This window comes from Mesorhizobium sp. M0659, assembly GCF_040320605.1.
Lineage (GTDB): Bacteria > Pseudomonadota > Alphaproteobacteria > Rhizobiales > Rhizobiaceae > Mesorhizobium.
This window is the reverse complement of record NZ_JAMYPY010000013.1, coordinates 125,808-151,388: the sequence shown is the minus strand read 5'-3', so window position 1 is coordinate 151,388 and position 25,581 is coordinate 125,808. Positions and strand designations below refer to the sequence as shown.

The following is a 25,581-nucleotide window of genomic DNA, read 5'->3' as shown; positions in this document are numbered from 1 at the left end:
TCCGGCTCTAGGGAGCGAGAGTAAAAGCATCTTGACGAAAAGCTTCGTTTGCGCGGTCGATGTCGGCACCGGGAGCGCCCGCGCGGGCATTCTCGACACGTCAGGCACCTTGCTCGGCCGCGCCGAGCATCCGATCGTCATGAACCAGCCGCAGGCCGATCACGCCGAGCACAATTCGCAGGATATCTGGTCGGCTGTGTGCATCGCGGTGCGTGCCGCGCGCGAAAAGGCCGGTGTGTCAGCCGACGATATTGTCGGCATGTCGTTCGACGCCACCTGCTCGCTGGTGGTGCTGGACAGGAATGCCGGCCAGCTCAGCGTCTCGGTGACGGGCGAACGGCGCTGGGACACCATCGTCTGGCTCGACCATCGCGCCATCGCCGAGGCAGATGAATGCACCGATAGCGGCCACGCCGTACTCGACTATATCGGTGGCGTCATGTCGCCGGAAATGGCGACGCCGAAGCTGATGTGGCTGAAGCGCAATCTGCCGGGAACTTGGCATGAAGCCGGCTACCTATTCGACCTCACCGATTTCCTGACCTGGAAGGCGACCGGGTCGCTGGCGCGCTCGCAATGCACGCTGACCGCCAAATGGACCTATCTGGCGCATGAGGAAACCGGCTGGCGCCGTGACTTCTTCGACAGGGTCGGGCTTGGCGATCTGTTCGAACACGGCAGCCTGCCGGAGAAGGCAAGTGCTGTCGGCGCAGACATCGGCACGCTCACCCCTGAAGCGGCGGCGGAGTTGGGCTTGAGCGAAAACTGTCGGGTCGGCGCCGGCGTCATCGATGCCTATGCCGGCGCGCTTGGCGTGCTCGGCGGCTTTGCTGGCGACGAGCAGAATATCGGCCGCCATCTGGCATTGATCGCCGGCACCTCGTCCTGCGTCATGGCGATGTCGCCCGACCCGCAGCCTTTCGCCGGCGTCTGGGGTCCATACTATGGCGCCGCACTGCCAAAACTCTGGCTGTCGGAAGGCGGCCAGTCGGCGACCGGTGCGCTGCTCGACCATATCATCCGCTGGCACGGCGCCGGCGGCGAGCCGGACGCGGCCATGCATGCAAAAATCGCCAGGCGCGTCGCCGAACTGCGCAGCACCGAAGGTGACAAGCTGGCGGCAAGGCTGCATGTGCTGCCGGATTTCCATGGCAACCGCTCGCCGCTTGCCGATCCGCATGCGGTCGGTGTGGTCAGCGGGCTGACGCTGGATTCCTCCTTCGACAGTCTGTGCAAGCTGTATTGGCGCACCGCCGTCGGCATCGCGCTCGGCGTGCGCCATGTGCTGGAGGCGCTGAACGAGAACGGCTATCTCATAGACACGCTGCATGTCACCGGCGGCCACACCAAGAACCCGTTGCTGATGGAGCTCTATGCCGACGCCACCGGCTGCGCGGTGATCGAGCCGCTGGCCGACGAAGCCGTTCTGCTCGGCACCGGCATGGTCGCCGCCACTGCCGCTGGCCTGTTCCCGGACCTGAATGCCGCCTGCGTCGCCATGCAGCAAGGCGGCAGGGCGCGCACCTCGAACCCGACCGCGTCAGGCCGCTTCGACCGCGACTACAGGATCTTCCTCGAAATGCACCGCCAGCGGCAGGCGCTCGACGCCATCAACTAGAGCAATTCCAGGAAAAGCGTGAAACGGTTTTCCGTCCGGAATTGCGTACCAAATCTAGGCCTCCTCTCGCCGGCGCAAGGATGCGCCGGTCGCCGCGTCGAACAGATGCACGCTCTCCTCCTCGAATGTGTAGCGCACAGGCGCGCGCAACGCCGGGCATTCGCGGGCCGATACCAACGCGCCGACCTCCTTGCCGCCGCAGGCGAACGTCACCAGCGCGTCATTGCCGTGGAACTCGATGAGGTCGGCGGTGCCTTGCAGAAGATTGATGCTCTGAGCACCGGCGGTCTTCAGGTCCGGCGGTCGGATTCCAAGCACGGCGCGATGGACGCCGCGCAGATCGAAGCCCAGGCCTTCTATGAAGAAGGTCGAGCCGCCGCCTGTCAGCGTCCAGCGTTCGTCCTTCCGCCCGACGGCCACGTCGATGAAATTCATGTTCGGCGTACCGATGAAGCCGGCGACGAACAGATTGCCCGGCTGGCGATAGATCTCGGCCGGCGAGCCGATCTGTTCGATGACGCCATCCCTGAGCAGCACTATCCGGTCGGCCAGCGTCATCGCTTCGAGCTGGTCGTGGGTGACATAGACGGTAGTGGTCTTCAGCGACTGGTGCAGGCGGGCGATTTCGACCCGCATATGGTTGCGAAGTTTGGCGTCGAGATTCGACAGCGGCTCGTCGAACAGGAACACTTTCGGCGTCTTGATCATGGCGCGCGCAATCGCCACGCGCTGCTGCTGGCCGCCGGAAAGTTCGGTCGGCTTGCGGGCGAGGTAAGGTTCGAGGCCGAGCGTCGTTGCCACCGCCTCGACCCGCTTCCGGATCTCGGCCGGGGGCACTTTCTGTCGCTTGAGCCCAAAGGCGATATTGTCGAAGATCGTCATATGCGGGTAGAGCGCATAGTTCTGGAAAACCATGGCAATGCCGCGCTCGCCGGGCTCGAGATCGTTGACCACTTTGCCGCCGATCGACACTTCCCCGCCGCTGATATCCTCCAGTCCGGCCAGCATCCTGAGCAAGGTCGACTTGCCGCAGCCGGACGGGCCGAGGAATACGACGAATTCGTGCTCCTCGATCGAGAGATTGAGGTCTCGGATGACGGTAGTGGCGCCGTAAGCCTTGTCGACATGGGAGCAAACGATCGCGGACATGGTCAGCCCTTCTCGCCGGTAAGAAGGATTTGCAGCTTGACGTCTTGCGGCTTGCCTTGCGCCGCCCGCTCGAAGGCCTCGATGCTGTCCGAGAAATCATAAGTGCCGGTGATCAGCGGCTTGAGGTCGACCTTCCCCGAGGCGATCAGCTGCAGCGCGCGGTCGAAGATGTTGGCGTAACGGAACACCGTCTCGATGCGCACTTCCTTGGAGATCGCCGCCGGAACGTTGAGGCTGACCGGTTCGACCGGCAGTCCGACCAGCACCACCGCGCCGCCCGGCCGCACGACATCGAACAGGTCGGCGAATGCCTTCGGGCTGCCGCTCGCCTCGAACACGATATCCGCGCCCCAATTGTCGGTCGCGGCGGAGACTGCGTCGACCAGCGATTGCTCGCTGATATTGACCGGCACGATGCCGGGATATTGTGCGGCAATCTCGAGCTTGGGTGCGGAAAAATCGGAGATCAGCACCTTCGAGCAGCCGCCGGCCAGCGCCGCCAGCGCGATCATGATGCCGATCGGGCCGCAGCCGACGACGACGGCGACGTCGCCAGGCACGATGCGGGCGCGGCTCGCCGCCTGCATGCCGATGGCAAAGGGTTCGACCATCGCGCCTTCGGCGAAGGTGACATTGTCCGGCAGTCTGTAGGTGAAGGCGGCCGGGTGCACCGCATAGGGCGCCAGCACGCCATGCACCGGCGGTGTCGCCCAGAAGCTGACATCGGGATCGACATTATAGATGCCGAGCCTCGTCGCGCGCGACGACAGGTTCGGCACGCCCGGCTCCATGCAGACGCGGTCGCCGACCTTCAGCGTGCCGACATTGGCGCCGACCTCGACGATCGTTCCCGCGGCTTCGTGGCCAAGCACCATCGGAGCCCGCACCACATAGCTGCCGATCGCGCCATGCGTGTAATAGTGCACGTCGCTGCCGCAGACGCCGACCGTGTGGATGGCTATCTTGACATCGCCCGGTCCGACGTCGAGCGGCAGCGCGATCTCGCGCAACGACAGTTCGCCTTTTTTCTCAAGCACCAGTGCCCGCATCGGTAAGTCCTCGCATCAAGTCTTTTTTTGCCGGAAAACGGAATTCAGGAAGCCGCTGAGCACGCCCAGGAACAGCAGCGGCGGTAGCGACAACAGCACGACCGAGGCGTTGAGGATTCCCCACGGCACGTTCATGCCTTGCTGTGAAAGTTCGGAAGCGACGATCGGCAATGTCTTGGCGTTGGAACTGGACAGCATCAGCGCGATCAGGAATTCGTTCCACACCAGCACGAAGCTGAAGGCGACGGCGCCGATCAGCGAGCGCGCCGCTACCGGCAGCGCAATGCGCCAGAACACCGAGTAAGCGCCGTAGCCGTCGACGAAAGCGGCTTCCTCGATTTCCTTCGGCACGGCCTGGAAGGCGGGAATGGCGAGCCACATGATCACCGAGATGGTGAGCAGCGAATAGGTGACGATCAGCGCCGGCAAGGTGTCGTAGAGCCCGATCTGCAGCCAGATCACCATCAGCGGAATGGCGACTGCCACCGGGGGCAGGAAGCGCAGCGACAACACGAAGAACTGGATGTCGCCAGCGAAGCGATTGGGATAGCGCGCCACCGCATAGGCTGCCGGAAGGCCGAGCATGACGCCGATCAGCACGGCGACGCCGCAGGAAATGACCGAGTTATAGAGACCGGTCATGACGCTGTCGCGGCCGATGATGTAGCTGATATTGTCGAAGGTCGGGGTAAACACCAGGCGCGGCACGCGGGTGATGATGTCGACATTGTTCTTCAGCGAATTGACCGCCGTCCAGGCGAGCGGAAACACCGCCATGAAGCCGGCGAAGGCCAGGATGATCTTGCCGATGAGGCGGCCCGGTCTCATGCGATACGGCCTCATGCCTGCACCCGCTTCCACAGCATGGTGAAGGTGATGACAGTCGCGATCATCATCAGCACCGCCATGGCCGAGGCATAGGACACCTTGCCGGATTCGATGAAGCCTTGCGAGAAGGCGTACATGTCGAGCGTCTCGGTCGCCACGCCCGGCCCGCCGCGCGTCATCACATAAATCAGGTCGAAGGAGCGCAGCGATTCGATCATCTTGACGAACATCAGGCTGATCAGCGGCGCCTTCAGCATAGGCAAGGTCACATAGGCATGGATCTGCCAGCGTTTGGCGTGGTCGAGCCGCGCCGCTTCGATCGGCTGCGGCGGCAAGGTCTCCAGAAGCTTCAGCACGATGACGGCAAAGAACAGTCCCCACTGCCACACATCGACCGAGGCGACGGCAAACAGGGCCGTCGCTGGCTTCGAAAGCGGGTCGAAGATCAGCCCGCCGGTGATCAGCCGGTAGGGGTAGGTGGCGATGCCGTAGAGCGGATGATAAGCGAACTTCCACACGAAAGCCGCCGACACGCGCGGCAACAGCACCGGGATGATGAACAGCAGGCAGTAGATGTTGCGGAGCCGCGGCGACGCCACTTCGAACATCAGCACGCCGAGCCCGATCGCCACCATCATCGTTGCCACCACGGTGACGATTTCCCACTTCACCGAAACCCAGACCGCGTTGAGGAAACGCCGGTCGGCGAACAGGTCGATGAAGTTCGACAGCCAGACCCAGGAATAGTCCGACGAGCTGAGCTCGCGGTTCTGCAGCGCAATGACGATGGCGTAGAGCGTCGGCACCATCGACAGCACCAGGAGAATGGCGAGCGTCGGAACCAGAAACGTCACGGGCAGGGAAGAGCGTCGGCGCATTGCCTATCCTCGGGCTGTGCCTTTTTGGAGAGACCCGCGGCGCCCCCGCCCGGCCACCGGGCCAAGGCCGGGTACGCGCGCCGCGGGCGGGAGGATTACTTCTTCTTCACCAGCTCGTTGGCGTAGGCCTCGAGTTCGTCGAGGCCGCCCTTGACGTCGGTGCGCGTGCCGGTGACCAGCTCTTCCAGGATGATGCCCCAGCGGTCGCCGAGATCCGGCCAGCGCGGATCCTGCCAGAAGTTCACCGCCGTCACCTTGCCGGTATCGGCAAGCGCCTGGCCGAGATCGGCGCCGTAAATGTCGGCGAACTCCTTGCTGGACAGCACGCTGGTGCGGTTGAGCTCGCCGAATTGGTGCGCGTCGAGCCGGCGCTTCTCGTTCTCCTTCGACGTCGCCCAGGCGATGAACAGGCCGGCGCATTGCTTCGCGGCGTCATCGGCATTGGCCTTGGCGGCGATGGCGAGGCCGTGGCCGTAGCCGCCGCCGGTCAGTGGCGAGGGCGGCGGCAGGAAGCCGATCTTGCCGACCACTTGCGAGGTCTTCGGGTCGACCGCCATGCCCGACAGCGGCGTCGATTCGACCAAGATGGCAACTTGGCCCGACAGGAAGGCGCCGGTCGATTCATCCCAGCTGCCGGTCTGCGTGCCGGGCGCTGAATCCTTGAACAGTTTAAGATAGGTCTCGGTCGCTTTGACCGCGGCTTCGGAGTTGAAAGCCGGCTTGTCACCGTCGAACCATTTTCCGCCATAGGCCTTGAAGAACGGCATCCAGCGCCAGACATTGGCGCCCGAGCCACGCGCGCCGCGCAGCGCGATGCCGTACATGCCCTTGTCGGGATCGGTCAGCTTCGGCACGTCGGCGATCAACTCGTCCAGCGTCTTCGGCGGCTGGATGCCGGCGGCTTCCAGAATGTCCTTGCGGTAGACCATCAGGTCGCCGCCGCCGGTCAGCGGCGCGAACCACACCTTGCCGTCATAGGTGGCGACCTTCTGCCGGCCCGGGTCGAAATCGGCGTAGTCGTAGTCAGCCGGGTAATAGTCGGTGAGCGGCACGATCCATTTCGACGAGGCGAACAGCGCGACATTGGCTTCGTCGACATAGTAGACGTTGTAGTTGCCGACCGTGGACGCATCGGCGCGCGACTTTGCCCGGCGGTCGTTCTCGTTGAGATAGTCGATCTGGAAGCTGGCGCCGGCCAGTTTCTGGAACTCGTCCTTGGACGCCTCCAGCAGCGTCAGCCCGTCACGCGGTTGCGCCAGCACCTTGACCGGCGCCGAGCAGACCGGCGCCGCCAGCGCCATGGTCGAGAGGGTCGTGGTAAGCATGAAAGCTGCGCTTATGCTCGCAGCGAGCCGAATTGGTTTCATTGATTTTCTCCTCCAGGAACAGTCGCAGGAAGCGGAAGTCTTCGGTTGCGCGATCCTCGCCATCGCCCGAGCGACAAGCCACCCATCGCCAAAATGAGGAGTTGCTAAAGGCCGCGCTAGAAGCCCCGTTGCAGCAGACCTGTACTTTTATGCATTGTGCGCTGCAAAATCAGGCCCGCCTGCACGGCCTCTGTCACATGAGTACCGATGGAGTGAGGAAGGCCGGTTTTCAGGCGCGCATCGTCATCCGCTGCTTCGACAGCTTGCGGTAGGATGACGGCGTCATCCGGTGCTTGCGCAGGAAGGCGCGGTTGAAGTTGGAGATGTTCATGTAGCCGACCTGGAAGCAGATGTCGGTGATCGGAATATCGGTGTCCGCCAGCAGCTTGCAGGCTTGCCAGAGCCGGAGCTTGGCGATGTGGTCGCTGAAACTGTTACCGGTGTTTTTCTGGAAGAAGCGCGAAAACGTGCTTTCGCTCATCCCCGCCAGCTTCGCCGCCTCCGGCAGCTTCAGGTCCTCGGCGAAGTGCTGGAAGAGATAGGTCAGCGTGCGCTGGATGATGTCCAGCGAGGTTGCGTCGAGCGCGGGTGAGAAATCCGGCGAGGACAAAAGCTCGTATTCGTCTGTCCTGGCCAGCAGATCGACCAGTTCGAGGAAGAGGCAAAACCGGGCGAGCCCGTGCACGGTGCCCATCCGTTCCATCAGCGCAGCGCCGTCGAGCGCGGCGCGGCCATGGAAGACGATGCCGCGCAGCGATCGCTCCAGGAACGGTTCTAGTTCGCGCAGCTCCGGCAGCAGTCCCGCCGAGCCGCGCAGCCGCTGCGGATCGAATTGCAGCACGATGTCGCGTCCTTCGATCAGCTCGCCGGGTTGCACCGATGTCACCCAGTCATGCGGCAGCCCGCCGCCGACGATGCTCAGGTAGCCCGGCCCGAATTCGCCGATGTGATCGCCGACCAGCGCGACCCCGGAAGACTTCCTCAGGAGATGGATCTCGTATTCCGGATGAAAATTCCAGACATTGCGTTCCCAGGGATAGTCGTCGAGCCGCCACAGGAAACTGTCGCTCGCCTCGGTGACGATGTGCTCGAAAGCCGGCACCGTGCGAGGGATCGCGGCCGTGTTCTTTCTGCGCCTGAATGCCATCGTCTGCTCTCCGGGGCGTATGAGGAAGCGACTGGTTTCGGGTAATCCGTAGCAGTCTGTTGCCCGCAAGTGAACGATGTCTGCCTCAGCGATTTCAACGCCGGCTCTCGATGATCTCGATGAAGCGGGCGAACAGCCCGGCCTGGGATTTGATGCCGAGTTTGCGATGGATGTTGCGGCGATGGACCTTCACCGTTCCCGGCACGATGCGCATGGCTCTTGCGATCGACTCGGTGGAATGCCCCTGCAGCACCAGATCGACGACATGCTTTTCGCGCGGGGTCAGCGACAGGCTTTCCCAAATGTGGGCGCGGTCGAACTCGTTGACGGCGGCGATCGTCTCGCCCTGCTCCGCTTCGTCCTGCTCCTCGGCCGCAAGTGCGGGCCAGCGCAACCGGGCGAAGTTGATGACCGCCGGCGCCATGTCGCGCAGCAGCCTGGCATCGGCGGTGCCGAAGGGACCCGAGGCGTGCAATCGCATCAGCGACAGCACCAGCGCATCCTTGCCGGGCAGCGGCACGAAGAAGCCGACCTCCTCGGCCAGCCTTGTCTGGCTATAGTAGGTGCGAAAATACTCGCTGGCATAGAAGCGGTCGGGCGCCAGTTCGCGCATGCGCCAGAACCCCTCCTTGCGCTCCACCGCCGCGTGATGAAATGGGTCGAGCAGATAAGGTCCTTCCTGATAGAGCGTGACGAAGACATGGCTCTCGTCAGGCGAGAAGGTTTCGAACAGCAGCGGCGGCCGCGAGGCGCCGCGGTAACCGAAGATCACGCAGTGGTCGAAGCCGACATGCTGGCTCAACCAGCCGACCATTGCCTTGCCGAACAGGTCGCCGCTGATCTCTCGCGTCGCCGCGACAAGGGCTGCGAGCCGGCTGTATTCGTCGGTGCGGGACGCACTCAATCTATACCCCCTTAAACGAGAAAATAGATCAGATATACCACCAGCGAGGTATATACTAGACGCCATTGGCTCTGGTAGCGTCCTGGAATAGCCCTGTTGCTGGAGCCAGCACTTTGACCGCAGTGCCCGACATCGAGTTTCGCGGCGTCACCAAGCGCTATGGCGCCGTGACCGCCGTCAGCGGCATCGATCTGGCTGTGCCGCCCTCCGCCTTTGTCGCCCTTCTCGGACCGTCCGGCTGCGGCAAGACCACATGCCTGCGCATGATCGGCGGCTTCGAGCAGCCGAGCGAAGGCCAGGTGTTCATCCGTGGCCGGGACATGGCCGGAACGCCGCCCTATCGCCGGCCGGTCAACATGGTGTTCCAGCAATACGCGCTGTTTCCGCACCTCGATGTGGAAGCCAATGTGTCCTACGGGTTGCGCCAGGCACGGCCGCGCCTGTCGTCGCAGGAAATCGGCCGGCGCGCCGGCGAGGCGCTCGAAATGGTGCGGCTCGCCGGCTATGGCCGCCGCAAGATCCACGAACTCTCCGGCGGCCAGCAGCAGCGCGTCGCGCTGGCGCGCGCACTGGTCAACAAGCCGGCCGTGCTGTTGCTCGACGAGCCGCTGGCGGCGCTCGACAAGAAACTGCGCACCGATATGCAGATCGAGTTGCAGAACCTGCAGCGCGAGATCGGCATCACCTTCGTGCTGGTCACCCACGACCAGGAGGAAGCGCTGTCGATGAGCGACTTCGTCTGCGTCATGAATGGCGGCCGCATCGTACAGCTCGGCCAGCCGAGCGAGATCTATGACGAGCCGGCCGACCTGTTCGTCGCCGACTTCGTCGGCAAGACCAATTTGTTGAGCGGCAAGGTTGCCGGGCATACAGGCGATCTTGTCAATGTGGCGCTGACGGACGGAACCGTCATTGCCGCGCGCAAACGAACCGCCTTGCAGCAGGGCGAGACCGTTTCTGTCAGCCTGCGTCCTGAATCGCTAAGCCTCGGCTCCACCAAAGGCAGCCCTTTCAAGGGCATCGTGCGCAACCGGATCTTCTTGGGCTCGACGGCGGAATACGCCATCGAGGTGCAGGGCATCGGAACGCTGCTGGCCAAGGCCGACCATGTGATCGGCCATGGCAATCTCTTCAAGCCGGGCGAACCCGTCGCCATCGGCTTTGCCTCTGGGACGCCGCTGGCGTTTCCGGAGAACAAGAACAACGGGACCAACCAGAGGGTAGCAAAAAATGTCGAAATCATATCGTGACGGACTGCCGATTAGCCCCGAGAACTTCGTCGACCAGCTGATGCGCCTGAAGCGCGGCTCGATCGGCCGCCGCGATTTCCTCGGCCTCACCGGCCTGGGCATCGCAACCGCGGTGATGGCGCGCGAGCTCGGCATCATGCCGACGCCGGCCTTCGCCGCCGAAAACCTCGGCGACCGCATGTCGATCGCCACCTGGCCGAACTATCACGACCCGCAGACCTTCGAGAATTTCAAGAAGGACACCGGCGTCGCCGTCGAGGTCAACGTCTTCGGCTCCAATGAGGAGATGCTTGCCAAGCTGCAGGCCGGCGCCTCGGGCTGGAGCCTGTTCGTGCCGACCAACTACACGATCTCGACTTACAAGAAACTCGGCATCATCGATCCGCTCGACATGGCCAAGCTGCCGAATTTCGACGGCTCCCAGGAGGACCCGCGCTTCACCTCGGAAGGCACGATCGACGGCACGACCTACGCGGTGCCGAAGAACTGGGGCACCACCGGCTTCGCCGTCAACACCAAGAAGCTGGCCAAGCCGATGACGAGCTGGAAGGAGTTCTGGGACATCGCCATGGCTGAGGGCGATGGCCGCACCATGGTGCATGACTACCAGCTGACCACCATCGGCAACGCGCTGAAATATTACGGTTATTCCTTCAACTCGCTGAAGCAGGACGAGCTCGCCAAGGCCGAGGAGCTGCTGCTCAAGGTCAAGCCGCATCTGTTCGCGGTCTCGTCCGACTACCAGCCGGGAATGCGGGCGGGCGACGCCTGGATGACCATGTGCTGGACGAATGACGGCGCGCAGTTGCATCGCGATATCCCGGAGATCGCCTACGTGCTGGGCAAGGAGGGCGGCGAAATCTGGACCGATTTCTACGCCATCCCGAAGGACGCGCCGAACAAGCCGGCCGGCTATGCCTTGCTCAATTATCTGATGACCCCGGAGGTTGCTGTGAAGGAGCATCTCGCCAATGGCGCGCCCTCGACCGACGCGCGGGTCAACAAACTGCTGCCCAAGGAAGTGCTCGACAATCCGATCCTTTACCCGGCGGCCGACCTGTTGACACCGCTGGAGTTTGGTGCGGCGGCGACGCTGACCGACCCCGGCCGCGCCGAACTGATGGCGCGCTTCAAGTCGGCTTGAGGCTGGCCTGACGCAAACGGAAAACCGGCGGGCCTATGTCCGCCGGCATCGGGGCGGTTTCCATGCACGGCAACAGATTTCGGTATAACATCCTGACGGCGCTGCTGCTCGCTCCGGCTACAGCGTGGCTGGTGGTGTTTTTGGTGTTGCCGTTCATCGCCATTGCCGTGTTCAGCGTCGGCGAGCGGGCGCCGGAGGGCGGCTATCAGGCCGCCTTCACGCTGGCGCAATACGCCAATCTCCCGGCAAGGGCGACCGCCTTCTGGAACACGATGATGCTGGCGCCTGTGGGCGCGCTTGCCTGCCTGCTCGTCGCCTACCCGGTTGCCTACTATCTCGCCCTGAAGGCGCCGGAGCGCTGGCGGCTGATCCTGCTTGCGCTCGTCGTCATTCCGTTCTGGACCAGCCTTTTGATGCGCACCTACGCCTGGATGTACATTCTGGGCGGACGCGGCATTCCCGCACTGCTGGCCTTTGTCGGCATCGAGGATGTCAGGTTGATCAACACGCCGGGCGCCGTGCTGCTCGGTATCGTCTATGGCTATTTGCCCCTCATGATCCTGCCGATCTATGTCAGTCTCGAGCGGCTCGACCGAAGGCTGCTGGAAGCCTCCGCCGATCTCGGCGCGACCCCGCTCTCAACCTTTCTGGGGGTGACGCTGAAGCTGTCGCTGCCGGGCGTGATGACCGGCTTCTCGCTGGTCATGATCCTGCTGCTCGGAGAATACCTGATCCCGACGCTGCTTGGCGGCGGCAAGGTGTTCTTCATCGGCAATGCGCTGGTCGACCTGTTCCTGCAGTCGCGCAACTGGCCGTTCGGATCGGCCATCGCCATCACGCTGGTGGCGGTTTCGGTGGTGGTGCTGATCGCGGCAAACCGTATCTCGACACGGGTGTCGGGCGCCCGCAGGGTGGATCTGATCTGATGCGCGCCTTCGTCACAGCCGTCTTCGCCTTCCTCTATCTGCCGATTGCGTTGGTCGTGCTGTTTTCCTTCAACGCCGGCCGCCATGCCAGCGAGTTCACGGGCTTTTCGGTGCAGTGGTACGGCACCGCGCTGTCGAACCCGTTCCTGGTCGAGGCGCTGAAGAACAGCCTGTTCATCGCCACCACCAGCGCGCTTCTGGCGGCGGTGTGCGGCACGGCAGCAGCGCTCGGCCTCGCGCGGGTCGGGCCCAGAACCCGCGCCGTCTTCGACGCGCTGATGGGTGCCGCGATCGTCGTTCCCGGCGTCGTCATCGGCATCTCGACGCTTGTCGCGCTGGTCCAGCTGTTTGGCGTGCTCAACCCGTTCCTCGCCTCGATCTGGCCAAACGACCAGCCGCCGCGCCTGTCTCTCGGCTATGGATCGATCATCGCCGCCCACGGCCTGTTTTCGATGGCGTTGGTGACGATAATCGTCGGCACGCGTCTCGCCAGCCTCGACCGCAACCTGGTCGAGGCCTCGAGCGATCTCTACGCCACGCCGCTGACGACGTTTCGCTCGATCGTGCTGCCGCAGATCATGCCGGCGGTGATCGCCGGCTTCCTGCTCGCCTTCACCTTCTCCTTCGACGATTTCATCGTCGCCTTCTTCGTCGCCGGCGCGCAGACGACGCTGCCGATCTATGTCTTCGCCTCGATCCGGCGCGGCGTGACGCCGGAAATCAACGCCATCGCCACCATCGTGCTCGTCGCCTCGGTTCTTCTGGTGGTGCTTGCCCAATGGCAGCTGCGCCAGCGCCAGCCGTCAAACTGAACAAGCCATCCAGCTGAAAGACAAATTCATGCTCCTCAAAGACCGCATCGCCGTGGTGACGGGCGCCGGTTCCGGCATCGGCCGCGCCGGCGCCATGATCATGGCCAGGGAAGGCGCGCTGGTGGTCATCGCCGACCGGGATAAGACCAGCGGCGAGGCGACAGCGGCGAGTATCCGCGCGGCTGGCGGGCAGGCCGAGGCCATTGTCACCGACGTCTCTGACGACGCGGCGGTAGGGCAGCTCATCACAGGCACTCTCGGCAAAAATGGCCGCATCGACATTCTGCACAATCACGCCGGCATCCAGGTCGGCGGCACGCTGACCGAGGTCGAAGTCGATGGTATGGATGCGTCCTGGCGCATCAATGTACGGGCGCAGTTCCTGGCCGCGCGGCTGGTCATGCCGGCAATGGTCGCGCAAGGCGGCGGCGTCATCCTCAACACGGCCTCGAATTCCGGCGTGTTCTACGATCGCGAAATGATCGCCTATGCCACCTCCAAACATGCGGTTGTGGCGATGACCAGGCAGATGTCGCTCGACTATGCCCGGCACAATGTGCGCGTCAACGCGCTCTGCCCCGGTTGGGTCGACACGCCCTTCAACGAGCCGTTCATCGCCCAGATGGGCGGACGCGAGGCGATCGAGACCTATGTCCGCACCAAGATTCCGATGGGCCGCTGGGCGAGCGCCGAAGAGATCGCCGAAGCGATCCTGTTCCTCGTCTCCGACCGCTCATCCTTCATGACCGGCCAGGCACTGGTGATCGACGGCGGCGAAAGCATCGGCTGATCTAGAGCAATTCCAGGAAAAGTGTGTAACGGTTTTCCGTCCGGAATTGCGTAAAACAAATAAGGGCAGCCGGATAGGAGGGTTCCCGCCTCTGGCTCAATCGCCGGCTGCCCGTCCTCCCTTGCCTTCATGCCGCATTTCGTCCAATAGAACGACGCAAACGCTGCGAAACCGAAGGTTTTGCCGTTTGGAAGTGCGGCTTCCGGCCTCGTTGCCGACGCGCCGCAATCGGAAAGAGCAGGACAATGTCTGCGATCGAAGCCGGCGCTCGTGCGCCGGAAAATCTTTGGCGTCAGGAAATCAGGGCGACGCTGGCGCTGGCCTGGCCGATGGTGCTGACCAATCTCGGCCAGACCGCGATGACCGCCACCGACGTCATGATGATGGGGCGTCTGGGCGCGGACACGCTGGCCAGCGGCGCGCTTGGCGCCAATCTCTATTTCATGCCGCTGATCTTCGGCCTCGGCCTGATGCTGGCGACCTCGCCGATGATCGCCACCGAGCTTGGCCGCCGGCGCTATTCGGTGCGCGATTTGCGCCGTACCGTGCGGCAAGGGCTGTGGCTGGCGATCCTGATCTCGATCCCGATCTGGATCGTGCTGTGGCATGGCGAGGCCATTCTGCTGGCCATGGGCCAGGAGCCGGCGCTCGCCCACCAGGCCGGCATCTATCTGCGCTGGCTGGAATGGGCGGTGCTGCCGTTCTACGGCTATATCGTGCTGCGCTCGTTCATCTCGGCGCTGGAGCGGCCAGGCTGGGCGTTGGTCATCGTTTTCGTCGCCGTCGCCTGCAACGCCTTTTTCAACTGGGTGTTCATGTTCGGCAATCTCGGCGTCACCTCGATGGGCATTGCCGGTTCGGGGCTGGCGACCACGCTGTCGAGCACGCTGATGTTCTGCGGCCTGGCAGCCGTGGTGATGCTGGAGAAGAAGTTCCGCCGCTACCGCCTGTTCGGCCGCTTCTGGCGCTCCGACTGGCCGCGCTTCAAGGGTCTGGTGCGGCTCGGCATGCCGATCGCCGGCATCCTCGCCTTCGAGGTGACGATCTTCAACGCCGCAGCCCTGCTGATGGGCCTGATCGATGCGGATTCGCTCGCCGCGCACGCCATCGCCATCCAGATCGCCTCGATCTCCTTCATGGTGCCGCTCGGCCTCAACCAGGCGGTCACCGTGCGTGTCGGGCTGGCGCATGGCGCCGGCAATCCGGCAGGCGTTTCGCGCGCTGGCTGGACCGCCTTCGTCATCGGCGTCTCGTCCATGGCGCTGATGGCGCTGGTGATGGTGCTGTGGCCGCATCTGTTGATCGGCGCCTTCATCGACATGACCGATCCGGCCAATGCCAGGGTGATCGCGCTGGCCGTGTCGTTCCTTGCCTTTGCGGCGCTGTTCCAGATCTTCGACGGCGCGCAGGCCGTTGCCGCCGGCATGCTGCGCGGCCTGCACGACACCAAGGTGCCGATGATCTATGCCGCGATCGGCTATTGGGGCATCGGCCTGCCGCTCGGCGTGCTGCTCGCCTTCCATTTCGGCCTGCACGGCGTCGGCATTTGGATCGGCCTGGCGTCAGGTCTGGCCGTGGTGGCGGTGCTGCTGCTCGCGCGCTGGCTGCGGCGGGATCGGATCGCGCCGCCGCTCGTCTTCAGCCATTAAAAGCAAAACGGCCGCCGGGTTCGGCGGCCGTTCTCGTTTGGCGTGGCTGCGCTCAGCTCCCGTCCGACGACATCGCGCCGAGCAGTCTGCGTATATCGCCGAACCTGGCGATCGAGCCGAACACCAGTGCCGCCACCGCGACGAAGAACACCGACACCGAAGCCATGGTCGGTGTGTAGCCGTAGCGCAGCGCGTTGAAGATCTTGATGGGCAGCGTCTCGGTGGTGAAGCCGATCGTCATGTAGGCGACGATGTATTCGTTGAGCGACAAGACGAAGGCGAAGGCGTAGCCCGAGACGAGGTAGGGCAGGATCAACGGCAGCACCACGGTCTTCAGCACTGTGCGGTCATCGGCGCCCATGGTCGCCGCGGCCTCGACCAGCGAGCGGTCGATCGAGGCAAAGCCGAGCGACAGCGTCACCAGCGGCAGCGTCACGAAGAAGATGGCGTGGCTGATTATGGCGGTGAAGAACTGGCCGAACAGCCCGACCGTCGCCCAGAAGGAGAGGAAGCCGAGCGCGGTGATGACCGGCGGCAGGATGAAGGGGGCAAGCCCCAGCACCTGGAAGATGTTCGCCCATGGCGCGATGCGCCGCCACAGGAACCAAGCCAGGGGCAGCGCGACCGCCACGGCAATGGCTGCCGAGCAGACGGCCAGCGTCACCGAATGGATCAGCGCCAGCCGCCATTCCGGATCGGTGAAGATCTGGGCGTACCAGGCGAGCGAGAAACCGACCGGCGGGAAGCTGAGCTCCTGGCGCGAATTGACCGACACGCCGGCGACGACGATCAGCGGCGCCGCCAGGAACAAAGCGACGATGGTGAAATAGACACGGCGCAGCAAGGTCGCGGTCATAGGGCGTTCTCCCTTCGTCCGACGAGCAGTGTCAATCCGACCAGCGCCAGCGAGATCAGCACCAGGAACACCGCCATTGCGGCCGCGAACGGCATGTTGGACTGGTAGATCGCCTGGTCGGTGATCAGCACCGACAGCGTCCAGTGTTGCGGCCGTCCCAGAATCTGCGGCAAAAGATACGAGCCGAGGGCGAACACGAAGACCATGATCAGTGTCGCCACAATGGTGTTGCGCAGTGCCGGCGCGACGACGGTGAAGAAGGCGCGGATCGGCGAGGCGCCGAGCGTGCGCGCTGCCTCGAGCAATGTCGGGTCGAGGCGCACGAGGGCGGGGTACAGCACCAGGATCGTATAGGGCAGCGCCTGGTAGACCATGCCGGTCAGCACCGCGCCAAAAGTCGGCAGCAGCGCCACCGGCTTGTCCATCAGCCCGATCGCCACGAACAGATTGGTGATGCCGGCGGTGCGCGAAAACAGCGTCGACCAGGCAAAGCCGATGATGACTTCCGACAGCGACAGCACCGACAGCAGGCCGACCAGCCACAGCGTCTGCACACGGCGCGGCCGACGGGTCAAAAGGTAGGTGAAGGGAAAGGCGATGGCCACGCAGCAGACGGCGACCAGCACCGCCAGCAGCAGCGAAAAGCCGAGCACGCCGCCGAAGAACACCGACAGGAAGCGGGCGTAATTGTCGAACACGAAATCCGGCGTGTAGAAACCGGACGGGTTGCGCTTGAAGAAGCTCACCGCGATCATCGTCGAGAACGGCACGACGAAGAAGACGATCAGCATCAGCGCCGGAAAGAACAGCGGCGTGTAGTCGGCTATCGACTTCGGCGCTTCGCGTCTCATGCGCCGAGCACCACGCAGCTTGCCGGCGGCAGTGTGACGCCGACCTTGGCGCCGACCGGCACGTCATGCCGCTCGCGCGGCGTCGTCACCGCAATGATGCTGGTGCCGCCGACGTCGACGAAGGTCTCGATGGTGCCGCCGAGATCGCGCACGAAACTCACCTCGCCGGTGATGGCCGAGCCGCCGGGGCTGCCGAGATGCACATCCTCGGGGCGGACCGATACAGACGCTTTAGTCTGACCCGCCGGCATGGCAAGACCTGGAATGGCTGTGCCCAGAATGGTGGTGCGCCCGGTGCTGTCGATCTCGGCCGGCAGCAGATTGGTGATGCCGATGAAGTCGGCGACGAAGGCGTCGGCCGGCTTGCGGTAGATCTCGATCGGCGGCGCCGCCTGCAGGATCCTGCCGTGGCCCATGACGACGACGAGGTCGGCCATGGTCATGGCTTCGCGCTGGTCGTGGGTGACGACGATGGTGGTGATGCCCAACCGCTGCTGCAACTGGCGCAGTTCCACCTGCATGGCCTCGCGCAGTTTGGCGTCGAGCGCCGACAGCGGCTCGTCGAGCAGGAACAGTTTCGGCGACAGCGCCAAGGCCCGTGCAATTGCCACGCGCTGGCGCTGACCGCCCGACAGTTTGGACACCGGGCGGTCGGCAAAGCCGGTCAGATGGATGAGGCCTAGCAACTCGTCGACGCGCTTCTTCTGCTCCTCCTTCGAGGCGCCGCGAATGCGCAGCGCATAGGCGATGTTGTCGCCAACAGAGAGATGCGGAAACAGCGCCAGCGACTGGAACACCATGCCGAGATTGCGCTTGTGCGTCGGCAAAGGCGTGATGTCCTCGCCGTCGAGCACGATGGCGCCGCTGGTCGGCTCCTCCAGTCCGGCAATCATGCGCAGCAGCGTGGTCTTGCCGCAGCCCGATGGGCCGAGCAGACACACGAACGTGCCATGCGGCACGTTGAGCTGGACATTGTCGACGGCGGCGAAGTTGCCGAATTTTTTGGTGACGGCGTTGATATCTAGTCCGGACATGCTCATCCCTCTCAGGCTGTGCGCTGGAGCAATTCCAGGAAATGGCCGGCGGAGGAAATCCGGCGGCCGATCAGTTTTCAAGCGGAACGGGCGGCTCAGCCGACGATCAGCTCGGTCCACTTCTGGTTGATCCAGTCGGCCTTCGACGTATAGAGGTCATAGCGCGGGATGATCGGATCGATATCCGACGACACCGCGGCGAACTCTTCCGGCTTGAGGTCGAGCACCTCTTTCTTCAGCGTAGGCGTGGTGCCGACCTTGCGCGACATCAGACCCTGCATCGACGGCTGGCTCATATAGTCGATGAATGCATGCGCCTCGTCGACCTTGGTCGAGGCGCGCGACAGCACCCAATTGCCGGAATCCTGGATGCCGCCTTCCTTCGGGAAGGTCGAGCGGACATGGAAGCCGTCGGCGACCGCGAGGCCGGTGACGTCGTGATAATACTGGCCCATCGGGATCTCGCCCGACTTCAGCGCCTGCTCGAACTGCGCCTCGTCGCGATACCACAGCCGGACATTCGGCTTGAGCTCGGCGAGCTTTTCGAACGCCTTGTTCAGTCCGTCCTCGGTGTCGAGCGCATTGGTGCCGCCCATGAAGGTCTTGGCTGTCACTTCGAGCAGGAACGAGTTCGAGGCAAGTGCCAGGAGGCCAAGCTTGTCCTCATTGGCCTTGTCCCACAGAGTCTCCCATGAGGTCGGCGCATCCTTGTAGACGTCGGTGTTGGAGACCAGCGTGATCCACCAGGCGACGGCGCCGATGCCGGCGACCCGGCCATCCGGATATTTGTTGACGAAGCGCGGCAAGAGGTCGTTGTAGTGCTTGAACTTCGACGTATCGAGCGGCGTCCACAATTCGGTCGACTGGCCCTTCAGCGTCGAGGTCTGCGACATCATCGAAAGGTCGGCCGGCGCCTGGCCGGCCTTGGACGCCTGTTCGAGCTGCACCAGCCAGGCTTCGCCGGTCGGCTCGGCGACCGATTCCACTGCAATGCCGGTGGCCTTGGTAAAATCTGGGAAGACGTGCTCGTCAAAGGATTTCTTGAAATAGCCGCCATAGACGCCGACCTTCAGCGACTTGTCCTGCGCGCGCAGGATCGACGGCATGGCGAGCACGCCGGCTGTAGCGAGGCCCGCACCAAGCACGCCGCGCCGTGTCAGGGATTTTCCGATCAGTCTGTTCATCTGGTTTCTCCTCAGTTGATGCCGTTCCCGGCAGGTTCCCTTCACGCACTGTCGCCCCCTGGCGTCAGTGGGCCGCCGCTCGTTGTTCGAGCGTACGGGCGTATTGCGTCAGTGGAAAGCACATGACGAAGAAGATCAGCGCCACCAGCCCGTAGACCTTGAACGGTTCGAAGGTGGCGTTGTTGATGGCGTTGGAGGTTCTGACCAGCTCCTCGAAGCCGATGATCGAGGTCAGCGCCGTCGATTTGATCAACTGCACCAGGAAGCCGACGATCGGCGCCCTTGTGATCGAGAACGCCTGCGGCAGGATGATCAGCCTGAGCTCCTGCAGGCGGTGCAGGCCGAGGCTGGCGCCGGCATCCCACTGTCCCAACGGCAGCGCATCGACGCCGCTGCGCCAGATCTCGGCCAGATAGGCGCTGGCGAAGAAGGTCAGGCCGAGCACCGCTGCCGTCCATGGCTCGATGCGCAGGCCGAGCATCGGCAGGCCGAAGAACATCAGGAACAGCTGCATCAACAGCGGCGTTCCCTGGAACAGGGCGATGTAGCCGGAAGCGACCCGCTGGCTCCATTTATTCTCTGCGATCCTGAAGAACAGCACGATCAGCCCGACCAGCGCCCCGCCGACAAAGGCGGCCAGCGACAACAGCACCGTCCAGCGGGCGGCGAGCAGCAGATTGCGAACGATGTCCCAGAAGGTGAATTCGATCATGTGACACCTGCCCCCAATACGCGGCGCCCGCCTGTGACCAGCAGCCGGCGCAAGGCCATGGACAGGACGAGGTAGACCAGGGTCACGACGAAATAGGTTTCGAAGGACCGGAAGGTGCGGGCTTGCAGCATGTCGGCCTCATAGGTCAGCTCGCGCACGGCGATCTGCGACACCACGGCCGATTCCAGCATCATGATGACGATCTGGCTGGTCAGCGCCGGGTAGATCACCTTGAGCGCCTGCGGCAGCACGATCTTGACAAACACCTGGCGTGGCCGAAGCCCGAGTGCCAAGGCGGCTTCCGTCTGTCCGCCGGGCACGGCATCGAGGCCGGCGCCGACGATTTCAATCGTGTAGGCCGCCATGTTGAGCGTCATTGCCAGCATGGCGGCCAGGATCGGATCGAGCCTTATGCCGAGGCTGGGCAGGCCGAAGAAGATGAAGAACAGCTGCACCAGGAACGGCGTGTTGCGCATCACCTCGACATAGACCGCGATGGCGCGCTTCACGAATACCGGGCCGTTGCGCCGGCCGGCAGCGCCCAGGATACTGAGCAGCGTGCCCACGAGCGTGGTCACGACGATCAACAGGATCGTCGTGGCCGCGCCGCGCGCGATGTCGCCCACAGCACCTGGGAGCCAGGCAAAGGCCACGAGAACTCAATCCTTGAGGTTGTCGGGATTGAGCGGCGTCTTCAGCCAGGCCTTCGAGCTCTCATCGAGCTTGCCGTCGGCCAGCATCTTGGCAACCGCATCATTGACCGCCGTCTTCAGCCGGTCCTCTTTCTTGTTGAGGCCGATATGCGAAGGCGAGGTCAAGAGCTGGAACTTCTGCTCCGGCTTCAGCGCGTCCTGCTTGGCCAGCACCTGCGCGCCGACATCATTGCCGACCACCATCAGCTGCGTCTGGCCGGAGATGAAGGCTTGGATGACGGAGTTGTAGTTGTCGAAGCGCTTGATGTCGGCCGATGCCGGCGCCGCCTCGGTCAGCGACGTATCCTCCAGCGTGCCGCGATTGACGGCGATCGACTTGTCGGCGAGATCTTCCTTGCCTTTGACCGAAAGCGCTGCCGGACCGATGACGGCGATGTAGTAGGGCGCATAGGCGGCGGCGAAATCGATCACCTCCTCGCGCTCCTTGGAATAGCCGACGCTCATCAGGATATCGACGCGCTTGTCGGTGAGATACGGGATGCGGTTCTGGCCGGTGACGCTGACCAGATTGAGCTTCACCTTGAGTGAATCGGCGATCGCCTGCGCGACGTCGACGTCGTAACCCTTGATGCTCATATCGGCGCTGGCCGAGGAGAAGGGCGGAAAGTCGGAGAAGATGCCGACATTGATGGCGCCGGCCTTGGTGATGTCGTCGACGGCATCGGCATGGGCCTGGGAGGCGAAGCCGAGGCCGGCGAGCATCAGCGCGGCGGCGATGGTTGATTTCATTTGGATTGTCATTGGTATTCCCCTTCTGGAAGCTTGTTTGTTTTGGAAACGGCCGCCGGCTCCAGCGCGGCGGCCGCCTTTGCGTGTGAAATCCGTCAGGCCCCCTTGCCGGTGATCGCCGAGCTGAACACCATCAGGCTCAGGATCTCGAACAGGACCTGGGCGCCGACATGGGCGGTGTTGGTGGTCGCGTCATATTGCGGCGCCACCTCGACGACGTCGCCGCCGATGATGTTGAGGCCTTTCAAGCCGCGCAGCAGTTCGAGCACCTCGCGCGTCGTCAGGCCGCCGATTTCCGGCGTGCCGGTGCCTGGCGCGAAGGCCGGATCGACACTGTCGACGTCGAAGGAAATGTAGGTCGGGCCGTCGCCGACGATTTTGCGCGCCTTCTCGATGATGGCGGGGATGCCGAGACCCGTCACCTCTTCGGCATGCACGACCGTCATGCCGGATTCGTAGGTGAACTCCCACAGATACTCGGCCGAGCCGCGGATGCCGATCTGGATGGTGCGGGTGGGGTCGAGCACGCCGTCCAGCACCGCGTTGCGGAACGGGCCGCCATGGTGGAACTTGGTCATGTCGAACAGCCCGCTTGTGTCGCAATGGGCATCGATGTGGATCATGCCGACCGGCGCCTTCTTGCCGACCGCCTTCAGGATCGGATGGCTGATCGAGTGGTCGCCGCCGACCGAAAGCGGCAGCACGCCGGCATCGACGATCTGGTTGGTGCGGCGCTCGATGTCTTCGTGGCTGACCTCCAGCCGGTAGCGGCTGCGGAACGGCGTATCGCCGATGTCGGCGACGCGCAGCTCATGCGTCGGCGCGCATTCCAGCACATGATTGTAAGGGCCGATGCGCTCGATGGCGCGCAGCGCCCTGGGTCCAAAGCGCGAGCCGGGCCGGTTGGTGACGCCGAGATCCATCGGCACGCCGATGATCGCCACCTGCAAATCGCCGAAATCCGGATTGTCGGCAGCGATTTCACGGTAGGGCGCGGCGAGGAAGGTGGGGATGCCGGCATAGGGCGCCAGCCTTGTGCCGCTCTTGGAGAAGATCTTGTCGGCGACCTTGCGGAACTTCGGGTCGAACATCTCGCCGCCATGGCTCTCGCCATACTTGCGGCGCAAGGCTTCCAGCTTGCCTCTGTCATAACCCATGTCGGTCTCCTCCTGCGGGCTGATGCATGCGGCCGTGGCGACATCTGCGAACTGACCATCATCCGGCCGGGTCGCTGTCCCGCTGGCTGCCTGTAGATTTTACGTCATTGATGCTGTTGACCTGCCAAAGTGTCCGGCAGCCGCATTGAAAAATCAATTGATATTGTTACGGTGCTGATTGTGAGAAAATCTCACAGAGTATCCGGTTGCTCATGGCCAAGCGTCTGCCCCCCTTGAATCCGTTGCGCGCCTTCGAGGCGACGGCGCGGCATGCCTCGCTGACCAAGGCGGCGAGTGAGCTCAACGTCACCCACGGCGCAATCAGCCACCAGATCAAGGCGCTCGAGCAATCACTCGGCGTAAAACTGTTCGAACGCACCGGACAGCGGGTAAAGCTCACCCCGCACGGCGCCGAATTGCTGCCGGCGGTCTCGACCGCCTTCGACGGCATCGCCGCAGCCACCCAGCGCATGACCAGGCCAGCCAGCGCCGGTACGCTGTCGGTCTCCTGCGTGCCGGCGCTGCTGCTTCTGTGGATGACGCCGCGGCTCGGCAGCTTCATGGCGCAATATCCTGATATCAGGTTGACGCTGATCCCGTCCAACGACCCCAAGGACATCCGCGCCCCACAGGTCGATGTCTGCGTGCTCTATGGCGACGGCAGCTGGACCGATTGCTGGATGCGCAAATGGTCGGGCCTCGAACTGTTCCCGGTGGTCAGCCCGACGCTGATCAACAACCGGCCGCTCCGCATCTGCCGGGATCTTGCTGGCCATGTCATCCTGCATGGCGATGATGGCCGCGAATGGCACACCTGGCTGGCCGCCGCCGATGGGCTCGACCTCGAACGTGGCCGCCGCCACCATCTCGGCGACGCCCGCACCGCGATCGAAGCCGCGGTGCACGGACATGGCGTGGCGCTCGGCGATTCCGTCACCGCCAGCATGCTGCTCGCCAGGGGCCTGCTGGTGGCGCCGTTCAGCCTGTCGGTGCCGGCGGTCGATGATTTCTACGTCGTCTGCCGCAACGAGATGCGTTCGGCGCCTATCGTGCAATTGTTCGTCGACTGGCTGTTCGCCGAAAAGGAACAGGCCGACAGCCGGGCCGACGCGCCGGTGGCCGGCCGCATCGGCAGCCGCAGGAAGCGTCCGGCGCTGCGGATGGTGGGCGCCAAGAGTTGAGGCTGGACCTGAGCGGCTGCTTTTTGTCGGGCCAGCCCGGAAAGCGGGAGGCGCTTTCAAAAATTCAATGCTAATAAGCTCTTGCCGGCAATTCCAGGAAAACTGTGCGGCGGTTTCCCGTCCGGAATTGCGTAAGAAGACGTGAGCAGCGAAGGCGACGGCAGGACATGGCAAGAACCGATATAGCGCGGCGCGTCTACAACCACACCTGGAAGCTGGACCCGATCGTCCGCAGCCTGCTCGACACCGATTTCTACAAGCTTCTGATGCTGCAGATGATCTGGGGCATGTACCCCAAGGTCGACGCCACCTTTTCGCTGATCAACCGCACCACCTCGGTGCGCCTGGCCGACGACATCGACGAAGGCGAATTGCGCGACCAGCTCGACCATGCCCGCACGCTGCGCTTCTCCAAAAAGGAGATGATCTGGCTTGGCGGTAACAATTTCTATGGCCGCAAGCAGATCTTCGAGCCGGAATTCCTCGCCTGGCTGGAAGGTTTTCGGCTGCCCGACTACGAGCTGTCCAAGCGCGACGGTCAGTACGAGCTCTCCTTCAGCGGTCCCTGGATGTACACCACCCTGTGGGAAATCCCGGCGCTGGCGATCATCAATGAGCTTCGTTCCCGCGCCGCCATGCGCGCCTTCGGTCCCTTCGCGCTTGACGTGCTCTATGCACGCGCCAAGGGGAAGATGTGGGCCAAGACCGAACGCTTGAAGGCGCTGCCCGGCATCCGCATCTCAGATTTCGGCACCCGCCGCCGCCATTCCTTCCTGTGGCAGCGCTGGTGCGTCGAGGCGCTCAAGGAAGGCATTGGCGAAGCCTTCACCGGCACCTCCAACGTGCTGCTGGCGATGGACAACGACCTCGAAGCGCTCGGCACCAACGCGCATGAATTGCCAATGGTGTTTGCCGCCCTTGCCAAGTCGGAAAAGGAATTGAAGGAATCGCCCTACAAGGTGCTGCAGGACTGGCAGCGCTATTATGGCGGCAACCTGCTGATCGTGCTGCCCGACGCTTTCGGCACCGCATCCTTCCTGCGCGACGCGCCGGACTGGGTCGCCGACTGGACCGGCTTCCGCCCCGACAGTGCGCCGCCGATCGAAGGCGGCGAAAAAATCATCGACTGGTGGCGCGAGAAGGGCAAGGACCCCAGGCAGAAGCTGCTGATTTTCTCCGACGGGCTCGAGGTCGAGACCATCGAGGAGACCTACAAGCACTTCAAGGGCAAGGTGCGCATGTCCTTCGGCTGGGGCACCAACCTCACCAACGATTTCGAAGGCTGCGCGCCGACCGAAACCAACAGCCTGGATGCGATATCGCTGGTCTGCAAGGTGACGGAGGCCAATGGCCGGCCGGCGGTGAAGCTGTCGGACAATCCGGCGAAAGCGACGGGCGACAAGAAGGAGATCGAGCGCTATCTCCGGATTTTTGGGGCGAAGGACCGCGTGGAGCAGCTGGTCAAGGTTTGAGGGTCGGCGGGTGCCTTGCTGGACGAAATGGAAATCGCGATAGCGTGAGTTCCCGCCCACCCCCCTCTGTCCTGCCGGACATCTCCCCCGCAAGGGGGGAGATTACCCCGTCATCTCCGCCTTCGCTAATCTCCGACGTTGCAAAGGAAGCGCCGGCAGGGCAACTGCCAATCTCCCCCCT

The 25,581-nt window shown here is 63.6% G+C and carries 24 protein-coding genes; 9 read left to right on the top strand and 15 right to left on the bottom strand.

What is annotated here, in order from left to right:
• Positions 1–31 precede the first annotated feature (31 nt).
• A complete protein-coding gene (locus NKI31_RS20975; RefSeq protein ID WP_023700458.1) occupies positions 32–1,618 on the top strand; it encodes an FGGY-family carbohydrate kinase in 1,587 nt (528 codons plus the stop codon).
• Positions 1,619–1,672: 54 nt separating this feature from the next.
• On the opposite strand, the gene NKI31_RS20970 is transcribed toward NKI31_RS20975, so the two are convergent.
• From NKI31_RS20970 to NKI31_RS20940, 7 genes are all read right to left on the bottom strand, one after another.
• Positions 1,673–2,767: an ABC transporter ATP-binding protein gene (locus NKI31_RS20970; protein WP_023700457.1), complete on the bottom strand. Its 1,095-nt coding sequence runs from the start codon at positions 2,765–2,767 to the stop codon at positions 1,673–1,675.
• A gap of 2 nt (positions 2,768–2,769) precedes the next feature.
• Positions 2,770–3,816, bottom strand: a complete 1,047-nt coding sequence (locus tag NKI31_RS20965; RefSeq protein WP_352652472.1) for an NAD(P)-dependent alcohol dehydrogenase — start codon at positions 3,814–3,816, stop codon at positions 2,770–2,772.
• A 15-nt stretch (positions 3,817–3,831) separates the two neighbouring features.
• Complete coding sequence (locus NKI31_RS20960; protein ID WP_023671259.1) at positions 3,832–4,644, bottom strand: carbohydrate ABC transporter permease; 813 nt, start codon at positions 4,642–4,644, stop codon at positions 3,832–3,834.
• A gap of 11 nt (positions 4,645–4,655) precedes the next feature.
• On the bottom strand, positions 4,656–5,522 hold the full coding sequence (locus NKI31_RS20955; protein WP_023707770.1) for a carbohydrate ABC transporter permease: 867 nt from the start codon (positions 5,520–5,522) through the stop codon (positions 4,656–4,658).
• A 95-nt stretch (positions 5,523–5,617) separates the two neighbouring features.
• Entirely contained in the window at positions 5,618–6,889 is a 1,272-nt protein-coding gene (locus tag NKI31_RS20950) for an ABC transporter substrate-binding protein (protein ID WP_023693095.1), read from the bottom strand.
• A 229-nt stretch (positions 6,890–7,118) separates the two neighbouring features.
• Entirely contained in the window at positions 7,119–8,036 is a 918-nt protein-coding gene (locus NKI31_RS20945) for an AraC family transcriptional regulator (protein ID WP_352652471.1), read from the bottom strand.
• 94 nt (positions 8,037–8,130) lie between these two features.
• The gene (locus NKI31_RS20940; RefSeq protein ID WP_352652470.1) at positions 8,131–8,940 is read right to left on the bottom strand and encodes a helix-turn-helix transcriptional regulator; all 810 of its coding nucleotides are present in this window, start codon (positions 8,938–8,940) and stop codon (positions 8,131–8,133) included.
• A 113-nt stretch (positions 8,941–9,053) separates the two neighbouring features.
• On the opposite strand from NKI31_RS20940, the gene NKI31_RS20935 reads away from it, so the two are divergent.
• From NKI31_RS20935 to NKI31_RS20910, 6 genes are all read left to right on the top strand, one after another.
• Positions 9,054–10,190 carry an ABC transporter ATP-binding protein gene (locus tag NKI31_RS20935; RefSeq protein WP_352652469.1) on the top strand — a complete coding sequence of 379 codons (1,137 nt, stop codon included), beginning with the start codon at positions 9,054–9,056 and terminating at the stop codon, positions 10,188–10,190.
• Positions 10,171–11,334: an ABC transporter substrate-binding protein gene (locus NKI31_RS20930; protein WP_023725982.1), complete on the top strand. Its 1,164-nt coding sequence runs from the start codon at positions 10,171–10,173 to the stop codon at positions 11,332–11,334. Before NKI31_RS20935 ends, NKI31_RS20930 begins: the two co-directional genes overlap by 20 nt.
• Positions 11,335–11,396: 62 nt before the next feature.
• Positions 11,397–12,260, top strand: a complete 864-nt coding sequence (locus NKI31_RS20925) for an ABC transporter permease (protein ID WP_352652468.1) — start codon at positions 11,397–11,399, stop codon at positions 12,258–12,260.
• Positions 12,260–13,072: an ABC transporter permease gene (locus NKI31_RS20920; RefSeq protein ID WP_352510621.1), complete on the top strand. Its 813-nt coding sequence runs from the start codon at positions 12,260–12,262 to the stop codon at positions 13,070–13,072. Before NKI31_RS20925 ends, NKI31_RS20920 begins: the two co-directional genes overlap by 1 nt.
• A 28-nt stretch (positions 13,073–13,100) precedes the next feature.
• Positions 13,101–13,862, top strand: a complete 762-nt coding sequence (locus tag NKI31_RS20915) for an SDR family NAD(P)-dependent oxidoreductase (protein ID WP_023683575.1) — start codon at positions 13,101–13,103, stop codon at positions 13,860–13,862.
• Positions 13,863–14,107: 245 nt separating this feature from the next.
• Complete coding sequence (locus NKI31_RS20910; protein WP_023683574.1) at positions 14,108–15,511, top strand: MATE family efflux transporter; 1,404 nt, start codon at positions 14,108–14,110, stop codon at positions 15,509–15,511.
• 52 nt (positions 15,512–15,563) lie between these two features.
• On the opposite strand, the gene NKI31_RS20905 is transcribed toward NKI31_RS20910, so the two are convergent.
• The 8 genes from NKI31_RS20905 to speB all read right to left on the bottom strand — a co-directional run bounded on the left by NKI31_RS20905 (position 15,564) and on the right by speB (position 22,747).
• Positions 15,564–16,367: an ABC transporter permease gene (locus NKI31_RS20905; protein WP_023671272.1), complete on the bottom strand. Its 804-nt coding sequence runs from the start codon at positions 16,365–16,367 to the stop codon at positions 15,564–15,566.
• Positions 16,364–17,218 (bottom strand): ABC transporter permease, encoded by an 855-nt coding sequence (locus tag NKI31_RS20900; protein WP_352652466.1) that lies wholly within the window; start codon positions 17,216–17,218, stop codon positions 16,364–16,366. The genes NKI31_RS20905 and NKI31_RS20900 overlap by 4 nt, the downstream gene beginning before the upstream one ends.
• Positions 17,215–18,252 carry an ABC transporter ATP-binding protein gene (locus NKI31_RS20895; RefSeq protein ID WP_352652465.1) on the bottom strand — a complete coding sequence of 346 codons (1,038 nt, stop codon included), beginning with the start codon at positions 18,250–18,252 and terminating at the stop codon, positions 17,215–17,217. The genes NKI31_RS20900 and NKI31_RS20895 overlap by 4 nt, the downstream gene beginning before the upstream one ends.
• Before the next feature lie 95 nt (positions 18,253–18,347).
• Positions 18,348–19,436, bottom strand: a complete 1,089-nt coding sequence (locus tag NKI31_RS20890; protein WP_023671275.1) for an ABC transporter substrate-binding protein — start codon at positions 19,434–19,436, stop codon at positions 18,348–18,350.
• 64 nt (positions 19,437–19,500) lie between these two features.
• Positions 19,501–20,148: an amino acid ABC transporter permease gene (locus NKI31_RS20885; RefSeq protein WP_023739697.1), complete on the bottom strand. Its 648-nt coding sequence runs from the start codon at positions 20,146–20,148 to the stop codon at positions 19,501–19,503.
• The gene (locus tag NKI31_RS20880; protein WP_023683571.1) at positions 20,145–20,801 is read right to left on the bottom strand and encodes an amino acid ABC transporter permease; all 657 of its coding nucleotides are present in this window, start codon (positions 20,799–20,801) and stop codon (positions 20,145–20,147) included. The genes NKI31_RS20885 and NKI31_RS20880 overlap by 4 nt, the downstream gene beginning before the upstream one ends.
• A 6-nt stretch (positions 20,802–20,807) precedes the next feature.
• Complete coding sequence (locus NKI31_RS20875; RefSeq protein ID WP_023739695.1) at positions 20,808–21,602, bottom strand: transporter substrate-binding domain-containing protein; 795 nt, start codon at positions 21,600–21,602, stop codon at positions 20,808–20,810.
• 83 nt (positions 21,603–21,685) lie between these two features.
• A complete protein-coding gene (speB, locus tag NKI31_RS20870) occupies positions 21,686–22,747 on the bottom strand; it encodes an agmatinase (RefSeq protein ID WP_352652464.1) in 1,062 nt (353 codons plus the stop codon).
• Between the two features lie 212 nt (positions 22,748–22,959).
• On the opposite strand from speB, the gene gcvA reads away from it, so the two are divergent.
• The gene (gene gcvA / locus NKI31_RS20865; RefSeq protein WP_023746519.1) at positions 22,960–23,928 is read left to right on the top strand and encodes a transcriptional regulator GcvA; all 969 of its coding nucleotides are present in this window, start codon (positions 22,960–22,962) and stop codon (positions 23,926–23,928) included.
• A 167-nt stretch (positions 23,929–24,095) separates the two neighbouring features.
• On the top strand, positions 24,096–25,400 hold the full coding sequence (gene pncB, locus NKI31_RS20860; RefSeq protein ID WP_352497003.1) for a nicotinate phosphoribosyltransferase: 1,305 nt from the start codon (positions 24,096–24,098) through the stop codon (positions 25,398–25,400).
• Positions 25,401–25,581 lie beyond the last annotated feature (181 nt).

Excerpts from the sequence above, each read along its gene's own strand:
- NKI31_RS20875 (WP_023739695.1), bottom strand. The coding sequence starts at position 21,602 with ATGACAATCCAAATGAAATCAACCATCGCCGCCGCGCTGATGCTCGCC.
- NKI31_RS20950 (WP_023693095.1), bottom strand. The coding sequence starts at position 6,889 with ATGAAACCAATTCGGCTCGCTGCGAGCATAAGCGCAGCTTTCATGCTT.
- NKI31_RS20895 (WP_352652465.1), bottom strand. The coding sequence starts at position 18,252 with ATGTCCGGACTAGATATCAACGCCGTCACCAAAAAATTCGGCAACTTC.
- NKI31_RS20890 (WP_023671275.1), bottom strand. The coding sequence starts at position 19,436 with ATGAACAGACTGATCGGAAAATCCCTGACACGGCGCGGCGTGCTTGGT.
- NKI31_RS20945 (WP_352652471.1), bottom strand. The coding sequence starts at position 8,036 with ATGGCATTCAGGCGCAGAAAGAACACGGCCGCGATCCCTCGCACGGTG.
- NKI31_RS20920 (WP_352510621.1), top strand. The coding sequence starts at position 12,260 with ATGCGCGCCTTCGTCACAGCCGTCTTCGCCTTCCTCTATCTGCCGATT.
- NKI31_RS20885 (WP_023739697.1), bottom strand. The coding sequence starts at position 20,148 with ATGATCGAATTCACCTTCTGGGACATCGTTCGCAATCTGCTGCTCGCC.
- NKI31_RS20955 (WP_023707770.1), bottom strand. The coding sequence starts at position 5,522 with ATGCGCCGACGCTCTTCCCTGCCCGTGACGTTTCTGGTTCCGACGCTC.
- NKI31_RS20965 (WP_352652472.1), bottom strand. The coding sequence starts at position 3,816 with ATGCGGGCACTGGTGCTTGAGAAAAAAGGCGAACTGTCGTTGCGCGAG.
- NKI31_RS20960 (WP_023671259.1), bottom strand. The coding sequence starts at position 4,644 with ATGAGACCGGGCCGCCTCATCGGCAAGATCATCCTGGCCTTCGCCGGC.
- pncB (WP_352497003.1), top strand. The coding sequence starts at position 24,096 with ATGGCAAGAACCGATATAGCGCGGCGCGTCTACAACCACACCTGGAAG.
- NKI31_RS20900 (WP_352652466.1), bottom strand. The coding sequence starts at position 17,218 with ATGAGACGCGAAGCGCCGAAGTCGATAGCCGACTACACGCCGCTGTTC.
- NKI31_RS20910 (WP_023683574.1), top strand. The coding sequence starts at position 14,108 with ATGTCTGCGATCGAAGCCGGCGCTCGTGCGCCGGAAAATCTTTGGCGT.
- NKI31_RS20925 (WP_352652468.1), top strand. The coding sequence starts at position 11,397 with ATGCACGGCAACAGATTTCGGTATAACATCCTGACGGCGCTGCTGCTC.
- NKI31_RS20915 (WP_023683575.1), top strand. The coding sequence starts at position 13,101 with ATGCTCCTCAAAGACCGCATCGCCGTGGTGACGGGCGCCGGTTCCGGC.
- gcvA (WP_023746519.1), top strand. The coding sequence starts at position 22,960 with ATGGCCAAGCGTCTGCCCCCCTTGAATCCGTTGCGCGCCTTCGAGGCG.
- speB (WP_352652464.1), bottom strand. The coding sequence starts at position 22,747 with ATGGGTTATGACAGAGGCAAGCTGGAAGCCTTGCGCCGCAAGTATGGC.
- NKI31_RS20905 (WP_023671272.1), bottom strand. The coding sequence starts at position 16,367 with ATGACCGCGACCTTGCTGCGCCGTGTCTATTTCACCATCGTCGCTTTG.
- NKI31_RS20930 (WP_023725982.1), top strand. The coding sequence starts at position 10,171 with ATGTCGAAATCATATCGTGACGGACTGCCGATTAGCCCCGAGAACTTC.
- NKI31_RS20970 (WP_023700457.1), bottom strand. The coding sequence starts at position 2,767 with ATGTCCGCGATCGTTTGCTCCCATGTCGACAAGGCTTACGGCGCCACT.